This is a genomic window from Mongoliitalea daihaiensis, from assembly GCF_021596945.1.
GTDB classification, from domain to species: domain Bacteria; phylum Bacteroidota; class Bacteroidia; order Cytophagales; family Cyclobacteriaceae; genus Mongoliitalea; species Mongoliitalea daihaiensis.
The window spans coordinates 4,044,650-4,060,037 of the sequence record NZ_CP063779.1 but is presented as its reverse complement, the minus strand read 5'-3'; the positions used below and the strand labels follow the sequence as shown (position 1 = coordinate 4,060,037).

The 15,388-nt window shown below is 36.8% G+C and carries 11 protein-coding genes; 5 read left to right on the top strand and 6 right to left on the bottom strand.

The window, feature by feature from the left end; translation table 11 throughout:
* Positions 1 to 11: 11 nt before the first annotated feature.
* The 6 genes from IPZ59_RS17215 to rfbD form a co-directional block, all read right to left on the bottom strand.
* Positions 12 to 1,031, bottom strand: a complete 1,020-nt coding sequence (locus tag IPZ59_RS17215) for a PAS domain-containing response regulator (RefSeq protein WP_236137285.1) — start codon at positions 1,029 to 1,031, stop codon at positions 12 to 14.
* A gap of 273 nt (positions 1,032 to 1,304) precedes the next feature.
* Entirely contained in the window at positions 1,305 to 3,692 is a 2,388-nt protein-coding gene (locus IPZ59_RS17210; protein WP_236137284.1) for an ATP-binding protein, read from the bottom strand.
* A gap of 49 nt (positions 3,693 to 3,741) precedes the next feature.
* Positions 3,742 to 5,652, bottom strand: a complete 1,911-nt coding sequence (locus tag IPZ59_RS17205; RefSeq protein ID WP_236137283.1) for an ATP-binding protein — start codon at positions 5,650 to 5,652, stop codon at positions 3,742 to 3,744.
* 152 nt (positions 5,653 to 5,804) lie between these two features.
* Positions 5,805 to 6,878 (bottom strand): Gfo/Idh/MocA family protein, encoded by a 1,074-nt coding sequence (locus IPZ59_RS17200; protein WP_236137282.1) that lies wholly within the window; start codon positions 6,876 to 6,878, stop codon positions 5,805 to 5,807.
* The gene (locus IPZ59_RS17195; protein WP_236137281.1) at positions 6,875 to 7,870 is read right to left on the bottom strand and encodes a mannose-1-phosphate guanylyltransferase; all 996 of its coding nucleotides are present in this window, start codon (positions 7,868 to 7,870) and stop codon (positions 6,875 to 6,877) included. The genes IPZ59_RS17200 and IPZ59_RS17195 overlap by 4 nt, the downstream gene beginning before the upstream one ends.
* 78 nt (positions 7,871 to 7,948) lie before the next feature.
* Entirely contained in the window at positions 7,949 to 8,809 is an 861-nt protein-coding gene (rfbD, locus tag IPZ59_RS17190; RefSeq protein WP_236137280.1) for a dTDP-4-dehydrorhamnose reductase, read from the bottom strand.
* A gap of 38 nt (positions 8,810 to 8,847) precedes the next feature.
* On the opposite strand from rfbD, the gene IPZ59_RS17185 reads away from it, so the two are divergent.
* From IPZ59_RS17185 to IPZ59_RS17165, 5 genes are all read left to right on the top strand, one after another.
* Positions 8,848 to 9,546: a LytR/AlgR family response regulator transcription factor gene (locus IPZ59_RS17185; protein WP_236137279.1), complete on the top strand. Its 699-nt coding sequence runs from the start codon at positions 8,848 to 8,850 to the stop codon at positions 9,544 to 9,546.
* A gap of 99 nt (positions 9,547 to 9,645) precedes the next feature.
* A complete protein-coding gene (locus IPZ59_RS17180; RefSeq protein WP_236137278.1) occupies positions 9,646 to 11,688 on the top strand; it encodes an LruC domain-containing protein in 2,043 nt (680 codons plus the stop codon).
* Between the two features lie 87 nt (positions 11,689 to 11,775).
* Complete coding sequence (locus IPZ59_RS17175) at positions 11,776 to 12,993, top strand: glycosyltransferase (protein ID WP_236137277.1); 1,218 nt, start codon at positions 11,776 to 11,778, stop codon at positions 12,991 to 12,993.
* Positions 12,994 to 12,997: 4 nt separating this feature from the next.
* On the top strand, positions 12,998 to 14,221 hold the full coding sequence (locus IPZ59_RS17170; RefSeq protein ID WP_236137276.1) for a glycosyltransferase: 1,224 nt from the start codon (positions 12,998 to 13,000) through the stop codon (positions 14,219 to 14,221).
* A 2-nt stretch (positions 14,222 to 14,223) separates the two neighbouring features.
* Entirely contained in the window at positions 14,224 to 15,387 is a 1,164-nt protein-coding gene (locus IPZ59_RS17165) for a glycosyltransferase family 2 protein (RefSeq protein ID WP_236137275.1), read from the top strand.
* Position 15,388 lies beyond the last annotated feature (1 nt).

The following is a 15,388-nucleotide window of genomic DNA, read 5'->3' as shown; positions in this document are numbered from 1 at the left end:
ATCAAGGGTGCTTAGTCAATTTTTATCTGTTCGGTTTTGATGGTAATCTCTCGGATAATTCCATCCAATTCTCCTGCTGAATCTTTGATAAATTGAACGAGTTCTTTTTGATCAGCAGAAAGATTATCGGATTCTTCTTCCAATTCAAGCAACCCGATAAGTCCCATCATACGGGATAATGGTGCACGAACGACATGAGATTGAATCCAGGCAATTTCTTTTAATTTTTCATTTTGAGTTTCGATTGCTTCAATATAGCGTGCCTTAAAAGTGATATCGTTAATCAGAACAATTTTTGCGCTTTTCCCATTAAATTCTATATCATTGGTATAGACTTCAACCTCCATTAATTCACCATTCTTTTTTTTGTGTTTAAAAACCCCACTGAGGTTCATTCTAGTGCTTTTTTTACTGGCTTTAAGTGCAGTTTCTAATAGGGGAATATCATCTTGATGTTTGATTTGGGTGATTTTCATATCCATAAACTCCTCGTTGGAATATCCATAGGTTTGAATAGTCGCATTATTGACAGCTAAAAACCTCAAGGTTTGTTCTTCAAACACCCAAATAGGCATTGGAGATAATTGAAAAAGATCACGATATCTCTTTTCAGACCGTATTAGTTGGTTTGTAGCTTTTTTACGCTCGATAGAGTAAACAATACTTTTATACAAGCTAGGAGAATTGAGCTCATCTTTAAGCAAATAATCTGAAACTCCGAGCTTTAATGATTTCCTACTAAAGTCTACATCGGGATAGCCAGTAAGAACTATGATCGGTGTTTTGGGAAACAATTTTATCATCGATTTGATCAACTCTTCTCCACTTAGATCGGGTAGCCCTAAATCCAATAAAATAACGTCAAAAAGTAGGCTGGAATTTTCTAAGATTTTCTTTGCTGCTTTGTAAGATTCGGCTTCAGATATTTTTGGAAGCAGCACTGTGTCTTCTAAATATGCCTCAATCAAGACACGGTCTCCTTTATTGTCATCTACCACAAGAATTTTATATTCTTTGCTATCTTTCAACATACATTAATCTTTTCAAATGGAACAAATTTACCCCCATTGTATCTGCTATCAATTTCCAATAGAATTTGCTTAGAAAGCTTTCTACATTGAGAATTATTATTTCCTAACCAAAAGTCTACAGTACCCATCCTAAGTAATTTTTTAATTGAAGATTTCCTTAGGTAGCATATCAAAGACCATTTTTAGTAGTAGTAAATTGCATTCCAAATATTCTTCCTACAAACTTACATGAATAGCATCTATTTGCTACTGGGGGACATGATTTTAAATATATTATTTTTCTATCGTAAAGTACACCGTAGTTCCCATATTTTCTTTAGACTCAATCCAAATCTTTCCATTATGCTTGGCAATGATCTTTTTACATATCGCTAAACCTACTCCAAAACCGCTATGATTATCGTGCTCTTGGTCCTTTTCGAAGATATTGAATATTTTCTTTCGGATAGTTTCTTTGATTCCTATTCCATTATCTTGCACTTTAATTAACCAATAATTTTCTTTGGATTCACCACTAATCCATATTTGCAGGCTCTCAGAACCCTTTTTAAATTTCAAGGAATTGTTGATGAGGTTTTGAAGTAATTGTCTGATTTGAATTTTATCTCCTCTAAATTCTAAAGATTGATCACAAGTAATCGAGGCATGTGTTTCTTGGATTTTTGAGCGTTCTAATATTTTAACTTCCTCGATCAACGTTTGCAAAGACAAATCGGTCTGCTCGTCTCCAATATCTGCCAAGCTATAATCCAGCACATCCATAATGAGTTGTTTCATTCTATCAGCCCCCTCGATTGCATACTGTATGTAAGACCTTCCCTTTTCGTCCAGAAGAGCTCCATATTTTGTATTAATCAACTTTAAAAAACTACCAACCATGCGGAGCGGTTCTTGGAGATTATGGGAAGTAACATAAGCAAATCGCTCAAGTTCTTGGTTTGAAAGCTCGAGAGCTTCAGCCCTAACTTTTAACTCCTCACTTATATGCGCTAAATCAACTTCTTTTTCACGTATATCTGATATATCATGTAAAACAATGAGGATATTGACTTTTTCTCGTTCATCAACGGTAAACTGTTCCCCAGAAACTAACACATGTATAGGACCATTTGCTCTTTGAATAGCCAGTTCAACATTTCTGACTTTTTCACCTTTGAGAATACAAACCAATGGATTTTGGTCTCGAATAAGAAGTTGATATGCTGGTACGCTCAGAAATTCATTAAGTGAAATAATTTCTCTAAAATCTAGCGTATTTTGGTTTATCTGCAGTAAGTCCCTTGCCTTTTTATTGCTCAGGGTTATTTTGCCTGCAAAATTGAGCATAATTATGCCTTCCGCAAGATGATCCAACAAAGAGTTTAACAACTCTTTTTCTTTAATTAACTGTCTTTCGTAATTTTTTGCTTTTGTGATATCCTGCGTTGCACCAATAATTCTTATGGGATTCCCTTCTTTATCCCGTAGAATGATTCCTTTATCCACCACATAAGCATATTGACCGTTACTTTTCAAAAATCTAAATTCTTCTTCCCAGTAGGTTTCTTTCGATGATTTAACTTTGTTGAGGTGTTTGAGGACCCGTTGTAAATCATCCGGATGAATGTGGTCATTCCAGAAATTTGTATCATTGGTAAATACAGTCAAGGGATAACCAAATAATTTTTCAAAATTTTCGGATCTATATACTCGCCCGGAAGTAAGTGACCAATCCCAAATGAAATCAGAAGTAGCTTTTGTGGCAATTTGAAAACGTTTATTACTTCTTTTCCACCGGCGCGTAGCTTTAGCCACTTTATCTTCTAAAATCTTTGGCTGTTTAGCCAGGAAATAGGCAGCAATGCCTAGACTAATGGATAAGAGTATACGAAGTATGAATGAAAAAAGTATAGGTTGGAAAGCGTTGGATTTTTTTAGCTGTATAGTAAGTAGCCAATCTCCATCACTAATGGAGTCTATAAATTTATAGCCATTATAGGTATCGACATCTGCAGGAATTGGCAAAAAGTCTTGAGCATCTGTTTCGTTGGGTTTGATTTTAGAAAACTGTATGTAATAGAGCTCCTCAAGTTGATGCGTATCACGTAATAGATATTGAAATGATTCCATTTTGATGATTGCTACACTGAAACCCCAAAATTGATTGTTTTTGAATATTGGTAAACGCCCTACAATGGCTTCTCCTCCTTGCTTTAACTCAAATGGCCCTGCAAAAAACATTTTCTTTCGTTCGATCGCTAATGCTGCTTCTCGTGAAGTTTTAGGATCATCCAAAATATTGTAACCAATCACTACTTCATTTCCTACCAATGGGTACACATACGTGATTTCTCCCCCAACAACTAACTGTATGATATCTAAAGAGGGGAACATCTCCAAGATTTGAGCAGCTTTATTGTTTAGAGCGACTGTATCTTTTTCCATCAATTCGTAAGCTATTTGCAATGTAGATGCTGCTGCATAGGCTTGATTCAATATGGTATTGATTTTCTTTTCAATAATTTGAGCTTCTTGGATTACTTGCTGCTGTTCGAGATTTTGATTGATTTCATAGTCTCGATAGGTAATGAATTGGGTAAGCACCAAAGAGATTAAAAAACTCACAATTCCTGTCATGACAGGAATTTTATAAGTAGCTTCTATAAAGTCTTTGGTTTTCAATTATGTGCTGTTTTTTAAGGTGGAAATTATTTTTATGTACAAAAGATTTTTAATAACTATGATCAATGCTAAAGAAAAAACTTGAGCCAGTTTTCCCATCAGATGTTACCCAAATTTTGCCTCCTGATTTTTCAATGATTTTTTTACAGATTGCTAAGCCTATACCTCTTTTTTTTACACTTCCATTAGAGCCGTAACTTTGAAATAATTGAAAAACACTTTCTTGCTTCTCAATAGGTATTCCTTGGCCATTGTCTTTCACTTCGAAGACGATTGCTTTCTCGGTAGTTACTGCATCTATATGTACCCGAGGAGAGATACCCTCTCTTTTATTTTGAATTGCATTCGTAAGTAAGTTTTGAAAAATCTGAATCAATAGACTTTTTGGATATTTGACAACAGGTAGGGTTTGATTGTAGGTAATGTTAGCTTGATTTTCTTTGATCAATACTTGAAGCATTTCCAGTGTATCTTCAATTACTTCTGTGATAGTTAGATAATCAGCTTTTTCTGGTTTTTTACTGACCCTAGCGTAGGTTAATAGGTTATTGATCATCTCTTTCATCCTATTGGAACCGTCTACTGCGAACTTGATGTAAGATAATGCCTTTTCATCCAATTGATGCTGATATTTTTTTTCAAGCAATGAGAGAAAACCAGAAATCATCCGTAGGGGCTCTTGAAGATCGTGAGAAGCGATGTAGGCAAATTGCTCTAGCTCTTTATTGGCTTTGTAAAGATCAGTTTCATCGATCACTGTTGAAATCATTAAATTTTCATCCGGTAGTGAAAAATTAGTGGCACTGACCATTCTCTTTTGTCCAGCTTTGGTAGTGATTTCAATTCCCTGCCACTTCATTCTATCTAAGTCGCCCGATGCTATATCGGCTAATATTTTTTCCTTTATCTCCTCCCTGTATTCCTCATTTGGATAGACATTGTTAAAAAATGTTTGAACGTCAGTTAATTCCTCCTTACTCCATCCATAAATTTTTGTGAAGTTTTGGTTCATTAATTTCACTTTCCCGGAGTCTATGAAATTAGCCGCAACTCCCATAGGGATGTTTTCAAGGACAGCCTCAATAAATTTGTTTTGCTGAATAAGCTGATTCAGATTGTTTTTTTCTTCAGTAATATCATGTACGGCACCTATCATTTTTACACGTTCCCCTTCTTTATTGAGAATTATAGTACCGCGGTCTCTCACGTAAATATACTTGTTTGAAGGAATACTCATTCGATATTCCATCTCCCAATACTCAGTTTTTGTTTGTAGGGCTTGGTTTAAGCTTTCAACAACTGCAGAACGATCATCTACATGTATTTTTTCTAACCACTCTGGGTAACCATATTTGGATTGTGAAGCATCAATCCCAAATAATGCATAGTACTCATCACTCCAAAAGACTTCATCTGTGATGAAATCCCACTCCCATGCTGAGGCTCCGGTGGTTTTAAGTGCCATTTGATTCCGAATAACCAAAGACTCAATATGGTTTTTTGCCTCTACCTCTTTGCTGATATCGGTAATTTGGACGATCACTCGTTTTAGATCCTCTTCCATAACAACAAAATCCAATCGAATACTTTTCCAAGTCTTCTCAAACGTTGAAAGTCTACTTATGACATTAAATTCTTTTTTACCTTCGTTGAGTTGGAGAAGCTCTTCAATGAAGGATTCTTGAAAATGGGTAGCAAAATTTTTTAGAAAAAACTGATCTAAAGCCTCTACTGTATCTATCTGATATAGTTTAAGGCATGCTTCATTTACATGGATGATATTCAGGCGTTGCATACATGCTTGAACAAGTTCAGCATTCGATTGGAGTTTTTCTTTAAAATCAAAACTACCTAAGCCCCAAACTCCTTCAGTAATGAGTAAACTTTTTATTTCAGAAAAATCTTCTTCCCATAGTGGAAAAGGTAATGCTTGGAGAATGGGATCATTAAATTTTTTCATGAAATGTTGAAAATCTTAATATTCCTAAATTTAAAAAATTTAACGATTAGTTGTACTATGATTGGGTGACTTTGTCGGGTATATAAGGAATATCATCTAATGGTCATTGCTGATAACCCAACTAAATGACTCACAAATAAAAACCGACAATATCATTCAATCAGGATAGTTTTTCCTGTTCGTATGGATTCATCACATGCAAACGCTATGGTAAGACTATTTAATGCATCTTGTAAATGATCATGAAGATCTAAATCTTGTATGATTGCATGTTGAAAAAATAGCTGTTCTCGCCTGCAAAGCTCATGATGATCAGGTTCATCTCTAAGATCTATCCATTCATCTGATTGGGTAAAGTTATTTGCTTTGTTGATAGCAGCATGGTGGATTTTAATTTGTTCCGTGCTTGTATGTGCTGCTATTGTATCAGATTTACCTGTGCCGGAGGCTTCTTTAGCTACGATCGAAACAGCGCCTTTTGGGCCAAATACATCTTTGATAAAAAAGGCATTATCCGACACCATTGGACCCCAACCCGCTTCGTACCAACCAACAGATCCATCGTCGAAGCGAATTTGAAGTTGCCCATAATTGTAATTATCTGCAGGTATTTCTTCGGTTAACCGAGCACCAATAGCAGATACAGAAATGGGTTTCGAGCGAGTCATTTGACACATCACATCGATGTAGTGCACACCGCAGTCTACGATAGGACTTAGAGACTTCATGAGGTTTTTATGCACATCCCACATGAAACCTTGACTTTGTTGATTCAAATTCATCCGCATGACCAGGGGTTTACCAAGCTTTTGTGCTTCTTCAATAAACCGCTCCCAGGAAGGGTGGTGCCTCAAGATATATCCAACTACAACCTTTTTATTCGATTCTTTTGCGGCTTGGATGACCCGTTTAGCTCCTATAACGGAAGCTGCCAAGGGTTTTTCCACAAATACATGACACCCCGCTTGTAAAGCAGCAATAGCATAGTCTTCGTGTGTGTCAGGGTAAGTAGAGATAGAAACCGCATCTGGTTTAGTACTTTTCAGTGCAAGGTGAAACTCATCAAATAAAGGGTAGTTTGCTTTAAGAGCATCGTTTAATTTCACCTTACTATCTCCACGTGCTACTAGACCACAGATTTCAAATTCTTTCATCTGATGATATGCTAGTGCATGGGAAGCTCCCATATTCCCACATCCCACTACTAAAATGCGAATTGGTTTCATGTCAATGAGTTGTTTTCTTTTTCTAAGCGCTCGTATATTTTTTTAACATCTTGTGCTGCCTCTTTTTGGAGAATGAGGTGCGCATCTTCAGTTTGGATAAACATACAATTTTTTAATCCTACAAAAGCGGTAAATAGGTCTGTACCAATCGTCATATTTCCTTCCTCATCGACTGGATAACCCTGTAATTGAAAATAGTCGTAGATGGATTCAAAGGAACCCATATCTGACCATTGAAACGCAGATGAAACGACTTTGATTTTTCTAGATCGCTCCATAACTGCGTAATCCACAGAAATGGACGGGATTGCGGCACTTTCCTCTGTCGGTAAAAAACCATCTTGCATGCCTTGATAGGCTAGCCATGATTTTTCATATACCTCAGGTTCAAAATTTTTGAGTTCTTCCAAAAATACACCTGCACCAAAACAGAACATTCCTGAATTCCATAAAAACCTGCCTGAGCTGACAAATTCTTTCGCGGTCTCTGTATCTGGTTTTTCACGGAAACTAATAACGGTTTCTTTTTCAAATTCTATGTACCCAAATCCTGTCTCCGGTTTCGTAGGTACTAGGCCAAACGTCACTATGTTTCCTTCTTTGGCGAGGGTGATGGCTCGCTCAATACAGGATGCATAGTTTTCTTGGTCTTCAATTAAATGATCTGATGGTGTTACCAGTAAAATATCTTCTGCTTGTGTGTCAAATGCTGCAAATGCAATGGCTGCAGCAGTATTTCTAGGCATTGCCTCAATTATTTCCCGATACTTAGTCAAGCCAGCACTGCTTAAATCTTTTCTGGAAAGCTCATAATTATTTTTATTACCAACTATAATAATTTCATCACAAAAAGAAGCATTTCGGGCAGCTGTTTTTTGGAATAAACTTTGTCCTTGGAAAATACCCAAGTATTGCTTGGGTTTGCTTTTTCGTGACAAAGGCCACAATCTGCTTCCAACTCCTCCTGATAGTATTACATTGATGATTTTCATAAATGGCGTTTGTTTTTTTTAGCTTGAGATGAAAAATAATTGATGTTTTGTTCCTATGTTATTGGTGTTTAAATGTCATCAAAGTTTGTCCAAACAGACTTTCAAGGAATCCCTCCAATGAGGAATTGATACTTGAAAGTCCTCTTTGATGCGGGACTTATCCAGAACTGAGTAGCTGGGTCTTTGGGCAGGTGTGGGATATTGGCTGCTTGGGATGGGTTGGATGGTACAGGAGATATTTTTCAACTCCATGATAGCATGTGCAAAATCATACCAAGAGCAGACGCCTTCATTGCTGTAATGGTAAACCCGCGTTCCTTCCCAAGTAAATGAAACTAGATTGGTGAGTACGAATTTCGCTAAATCATAAGCATACGTAGGGCTACCGACTTGATCGTTGATAACATGGAGCTGATCACGTTCCTTTCCTAGACGTATCATGGTTTTTACAAAATTGTTACCGAATTCACTATACACCCAGGAGGTTCTGAGAATCAATCCGTTTAATTTCAAGGTTTCTTGCATAGCCTCTTCACCGGCACGTTTACTTTCTCCATAGAAATTGACTGGATGGGTAGGATGATCGATCAGGTAGGGGGTGAACCCTTTTCCATCAAATACATAATCTGTAGAAAAATGTATGAGGAAAATCTGCCTGTTTGCAGCAATTTTACCCAGTAAAGCCACTGCCTCCGAATTGATCAAAGAAGCCTGTTCTTGCTCGCTTTCGGCTTTATCCACGGCTGTATAAGCTGCACAATTGATTATTATATCAATGCTTTTGGAATCAAAAAAGTCATTGATTGTTACAAGATTTGAAAAATCCAATGTTTTTCGATCCGTGAAAATGAATCTATGGTTGGAGTTTTGAGATAATTTACGAAATTCCATGCCCAATTGGCCATTGGATCCTGTAATCAAGATAGTCTTGTGCTGCATGCCTTTAAATTTCTTTCAATTAAATAAAATAATCGCAGATGTCGAAGAATGAAATCAGATATTTAATCATAGACGATGATTTGGTTTCAGCTACCTTGTTAAGGAAATATCTTAAAGTCTATGAAAATCTACACTTTACTGGCTTCATAGATAATACTTCACGAGCTCTGAACATACTCAAAAACGAGTCGGTAGATTTGATTTTTCTAGATATTGAAATGCCTGGAGACGATGGGATTCAATTTTTAAAGAAGCTAGAGCTAGAGGTGATGATTATTTTTGTGACTTCAAAATCCAAGTATGCGCTTACTGCTTTTGATTTTAATCCCATTCATTTTCTTACGAAACCTTTGGATCGGGAAAAGCTGGGAGAGGCTATCCGAAGGGTTCATGCAAGGGTTCAGCTGTTAGAAAGGCAAGATAGCAATACAGGATTTTTAATTATCAAAAATAAAAGCCAATCCGTGAAAATTCCTTATCATGATATTTCTTTGGTAGAGGCTGCTGCCGATTATATGTTTGTTCATACTTCGGTCAAAACCTATATTTTTCATATCACGATGAAGGAGTTACTCACACAACTACCAACTGATAGGTTTAAACGCGTTCACAGAAGTTACATAGTGAATAAAAATTTTGTAACTAAAATTGATAAATCTCAACTTTTAGTCAATGGGAAAGAGGTTCCTGTAGGACCTAAATTCAAAATAGCAGTGGAAGATATTTTTTCAATATGACATAGGTCATGATTTTTCGTCGAAAAAAAAACTAGCTTTATCGAAGAAATGAACTGGTAAAAGAGGAGTGTTATACCTTTGATTAAAATCTATACTGATATGGTACGTTATATTTCAAAATTTATCCTGCTAGCAATACTTTCGATAATTGTTGCTTGTAATATAGAGCCACAGGAAAAGCCTATTGACCCAAATCTAGAAGGTTATTTAGCGATTAATCCACCAGCGGGTTTTGAATTTAATACAAGTGATCGGGTAATCATTAGAGTGAATGGAGTCTTTACAGATAATTCGCCGTTAGCGGGTGTTAAATATGAGGTATACCAAGGGAATCCATTTGATGGAGGAAAGAAAATCAGTACAGTTTTACTTAATGATCAAGGCAGTGGTAGTGTTGAGTTAACTCTCGCTTCTGATATTCAGGACTTATATTTGTATACTGAATTTATTGGTTTGCCACCTGTGAAAAAGTTTTCGGTCAACAGACCTCAAACCCAAGTTAACATTGATCCTTCGGTTGACTCCTTTGATGTGGGTGTTGATAGTGGATCAAATTCCAATCCAGGAGCTAGAGTTGCGTCTATACCGGCTGGTTTTACAGCTCTAGGTTCCTATAATTCTAATGGCTTACCTTCTTATTTGTTACCTACAAGAGATAAGATTTCTCAAGGTATATTTACTAGACTCAATGCCAACTTGCCAGAACGAAGAGATCTTCGTCAGACCAGTCCTGATCTGTTGAGTGAACAATACCCACGTCAGTTGTTTGTAAATGAAGAGGCAGAAGTATGGGTGACATTTGTTCACAACGGTGCTGGATGGAGAAACGTATTGGGATATTATTTTTATGAAGAGGGACAAGAGCCAAAAACTGCCGCAGAAATTAAAGAAAAGACCATCATTTTCCCGCATATCAATGCGCTATCATCAGGGGATAAAGTGAAACTAAGAGGGAATTTACCTAATGGAGCATTTAAAAAAGGAACAACTATTGGATGGTTTATTATATCAGATGGCTGGTCTAATGGTTCTGTAAACAATGGAAGAGCTCTATTATTTTCGAATCGCAACCTAAATACAGGTATAGCTAATTCTTCGTTGCGAGAACACATGGTGTTCTTGTATGATCAGCAAGAAAGAGTAATGTTGATTGGATGGGAAGATATGCCCCGTAATTTATCTGGTTGTGATCATGATTTCAATGACTTAGTGTTTTATGCGACTTGGAATCCAATTACCAGTGTGGAGGTAGGGGATTATGCTCGTTTGGAGAGTAAAACGATAGGAGACAGCGATGGCGATGGAGTCAACGATGATTTGGATGAGTTTCCAACAGATCCTGCTCGTGCCTTCAGTAATTTTTATCCAGCAAGGGATACTTATGGGACATTTATGTTTGAAGATTTATGGCCAAGTTTTGGTGATTACGATATGAATGACCTGGTTTTGGGATTCAATAACCGTGAAATCACAGATGGGCAGGGGCGAATCAAGGAAATGCAGATGACATTTGTTATTCGTGCTATTGGTGCAGGTATCAAAAACGGTTTTGGGATTGAATTTCCAACGAATCCTACCAACGTGGAATCCGTAAGTGGTACCCGATTGACTACAGGCAATATTCGTTTAAATGGGAATGGAACTGAGGCAGGACAGCAAACAGCAGTTGTTATTGTTTTTGATGATGCGACTGTTAACATGCCATCTTTAGCTAATGTTTACAATGGTAATCAGCATCATTTGGAAGATACTATCCGAGTAAATGTTGTCTTTAGATTTGCAGTAGATAAAAAAGATTTAGGTATTGAGCCATTCAATGCATTTCTATTTAGAACAGGTGATAGAGGTATTGAGGTACATTTGATGAATGGTAAGCCTACTACGTTAGCCACAAGGAATTATTTTGGAACCCGTGATGATAAATCAAATTTCAATTCAGGTGTATTCTATCGAAGTGCCAATGGGTTGAATTGGGCCTTGTTTGTACCTGAAAGTATTGATTATCCACTAGAAAGAATGGATTTCACCAAGGGCTATCAGCGATTCCCAGAATGGGCACAGTCAGGAGGGAATCAGCATAAGGATTGGTTTAGGAATAAGGGGGATAATATTAATCCGAATGCTTTGTATCGGAGGAGGTAAATTGCCAAGAAAAAAGTCAGATTTAAATCTGACTTTTTTCTTTTCAAAGAAACAAAATTTTGTACTTTTAGACATTAACCATCCACTATGATTACGAGCATTCTACTGTTGATTGTATTAGTTTACACAGGGATTTATTTTCTTCTTACGTTGGTTTTTTTGATAAGAAAACGTCGCTCAATTAATGAGACATTTACCGAAGGAAAAGAATCAATATCAGTAGCTGTTGTTATCACAGCTTACAGAGAGTGGCGTATAGCTGAGCCTCTTATTCGTTCCATCCAATGTCAGTCGTATAAAGATTTTAAAATTTACTTAGTCGCAGACAATTGTTCGGAACCTGTTTCAGTTCAGGACCAAAGTAACCTAATTATCATTGAGCCAATCTCTCCGCTTCATTCAAAAGTAAAATCAATACAAGAGGCGGTTCATAACTTTAAATCCAATCATGATGCAGTGTTAATACTGGATCCGGATAATCTACTTCAAGAACAATGTTTAGGTAAACTAGTTGAAGCATATCAGCAAGGGTTTGAAGTCATTCAAGGTCAGCGAGTAGCGAAGAATCTCGACACTAAGATAGCTGCTTTAGATGCTTTGGGGGAGATTTATTATAACTTTAATCAGCGTTTAATTCCTTTTGTTGCCGGTTCTTCAGCCACTATTGCAGGTTCAGGAATGATGATTGAATATGAACTTTTTAAGGATTATCTAGCATTGTTTGATCAGCAATCGGGTGTGGTCTTGGCAGAAGATAAATTACTTCAAATGTTTGTTATCGAGCGAGGAAAAAGAATAGCATATAAAGAAGATGCCTTGATTTTTGATGAAAAAAGTACCACTGGAGCTCAAGTAGAAAAGCAACGTACCCGCTGGTTGAAGTCCTATTTTGATCATCTGGGTGATGTGTTTTCTTTACTGTTTAAGTGCTTAGGTAATGGAAATTATCAGGGAGCATTTTTCGCATTCATGATAAGCACTCCACCATTTATTTTTTTAGTCGGCCTTATCTTTGTATCGGGGGCTTCAGCCTTGATTTTCACACCTGAGAGTTTCTCTTGGGTGATAATTGCATGTTGTTTTTTTATTTTTTCTTGGGTTTTTGCCTTATTATTTAATCATGCGCCAGCATTGATTTGGAAGTCTATTCCTTGGATTCCTGTATTTGCCTTGCGTCAGGTTTTCTCATTGCTAGGGTTTAAAAAAGCAAAAAAAGATTTTTTAGCCACGGAGCATACCAAGCATTTCGAAATTGAGGCAGTCTGGTCAGCTCGAAAAAAGGATTTCAGACATTTAAACTTCTGATAAAATGACGATAGATGAGTTAAAGAAATTACCAATAGTGATGCTTTCTATGTCTAGATGGGATTCTCCTATTTCGTCTGCGTCTTGGTCGTTGGCGCAAGAGTTTGCGAAAAGTCAGCCTGTTTTTTATGTTGATTATCCTTACACATTCTTAGATTACCGTAGGGAAAAAGACCTGCCATCTGTCAAGATGAGAGAAAAAGCGCTCCTAGGTAAAGGTTCTTTAACGAAAGAATTGGCATCTAATTTATGGTCTATAACTCCTCCGTTGATGTACCCGATCAATTGGTTGCCATCAGGTATCGGTTATAACACTTGTAGAAAATTAAACAATAAAAAATTGGCAGCTAGTATTGAAGCTGCCTTAAAAATTCATGGATTGAATGAATTTATCCTTTGGAATTCATTCAATCCCATTTATTTGTCTTCATTTAAATCATACTTTAAACCAGCAATTTCAATATACCATTCGAGGGATGCTATTGGAGCTATTAATGATTACACAAAAAAGCATGGGGTTGCTTCAGAAATTGAAGCAATAAGAAATTATGATTTAGCAATTGGGTCATCTACTAAGTTAGCTAGTGATTTATCAATTTTATCTGGCAAGGACGTTCACCTTTTTGCAAATGGTGGGAACATCGAGCTCTTTGCGAAAGCATGGAAAGAAACAGGTGCTGTTCCTGAGGAAATGAAGCACATACCTAAGCCAATAATAGGTTATGCAGGGAATGTGTGTCAGCGTCAAGATTATCTTTTATTAGAAAAAATAGCACTTGAACATAGAGACAAATCCCTTGTTTTCATTGGTCCGCGTGAAGATCACTTACATACGGATATCCAACTGGAAAAGTATCCAAACGTATACTTCCTTGGTCCAAAAAAACTGCAACAATTGCCTGACTATTTGAGATATTTTGATTGTGCAATCATTCCATTTTTAAGAAATGATTTGACAGAAAGTATTTATCCTTTGAAAATCAACGAATATCTAGCGGCTGGTCAGTCAGTAGTGACCACTAATTTTTCAGATGATATTGCTGCATTTAAGGAGGTAATCTGGTTGGCCAATAATCATGGGGAATTTTTAAAATATTTATCGGATGCAATAGCGAATCAAGGTCATGCAATCAAAGAGGCAAGATGGAAAGCTTCAAAAAATAATTCTTGGGAAATAAGAGTTCAATCTTTCTGGGAGCTGGTAAAATATCAACTAAAGATCAATTAAAAATGGAAACCATTTTCATCATTTCACTATCTATTATTTTTTATACCTATTTGGGATATGCTTTGATCATATATCTCCTGGTCAAATTCAAGACAGATAAAGAGGCCCCGACATTAAATACAAGTGGATTACCTTTTGTATCCGTAATCGTTCCGTGCTTCAATGAGGGGGAACAGCTTCGGGATAAAATTCAGAATACGTTGGATTTGATATATCCTCAGGAGTTAATTGAATATATCTTTATTTGCGATGGGAGTTCTGATGGATCTGAACAAATTCCAGCATCTTTTTCTGAAGTGAAAACGATGTTTAGCCCAGAGAGAAAAGGGAAATTAGCAGCTATGAAGAGAGCAGTCAAAGAGACTAGGGGAGAAATCCTTGTTTTTTGCGATGGCAATACGGTGTTAAACCCTGAAGCAGTTTTGGAAATGGTTAAGTTCTATCAAGATCCTTTGGTAGGAGCTGTAACCGGTGAAAAATACATTTTGGTTAAGGAGGAGGATGCTGCTAGTAGTCAAGGAGAAGGCTTTTATTGGAAATACGAATCTTTCTTGAAGAAAATGGACGCTAATTGGAATACTTTAGTGGGTGGTGCTGGAGAGTTAATGTCTTACAGAAAGGAGCTCTTTGAATTTTTACCAGATGATACTATTCTGGATGATTTTATGCTAACGATGAAGATAGCTGAAAAGGGGTATAAAGTAAAATATGCTCCAGAAGCGAGGGCTTCTGAGTTTGCGAGTGCTAATGTGGAGGAAGAATTAAAGCGAAAAATCCGTATTGCAGCGGGTGGATGGCAAAGTATTGCACGTTTACCAAAAGCAGCCAATCCTTTTCATGATTTTGCCTTGTTTTTTCAATACATTTCTCACCGTGTTTTAAGGTGGACTGTCACCCCATTTTTATTGGTAGTAGTATTTGTATTGAATCATTTATTGGCTTTTCAGGAAGGAAAGGAGTTTTATACCAACTTGCTTTTTGCTCAATATGCATTTTATGGACTTGCTTTGCTGGGATATATTTTTAGAAATCAAGCGGTTTCTATCAAAGGTTTTCATGTGCCTTATTATTTTTATGTAATGAATTATGCGGCAATCCGAGGATTTTTGAGGTGGATGCAAAAAAAACAGCCCGCTACATGGGAGCGGGCCAAAAGGGCAGGATAAC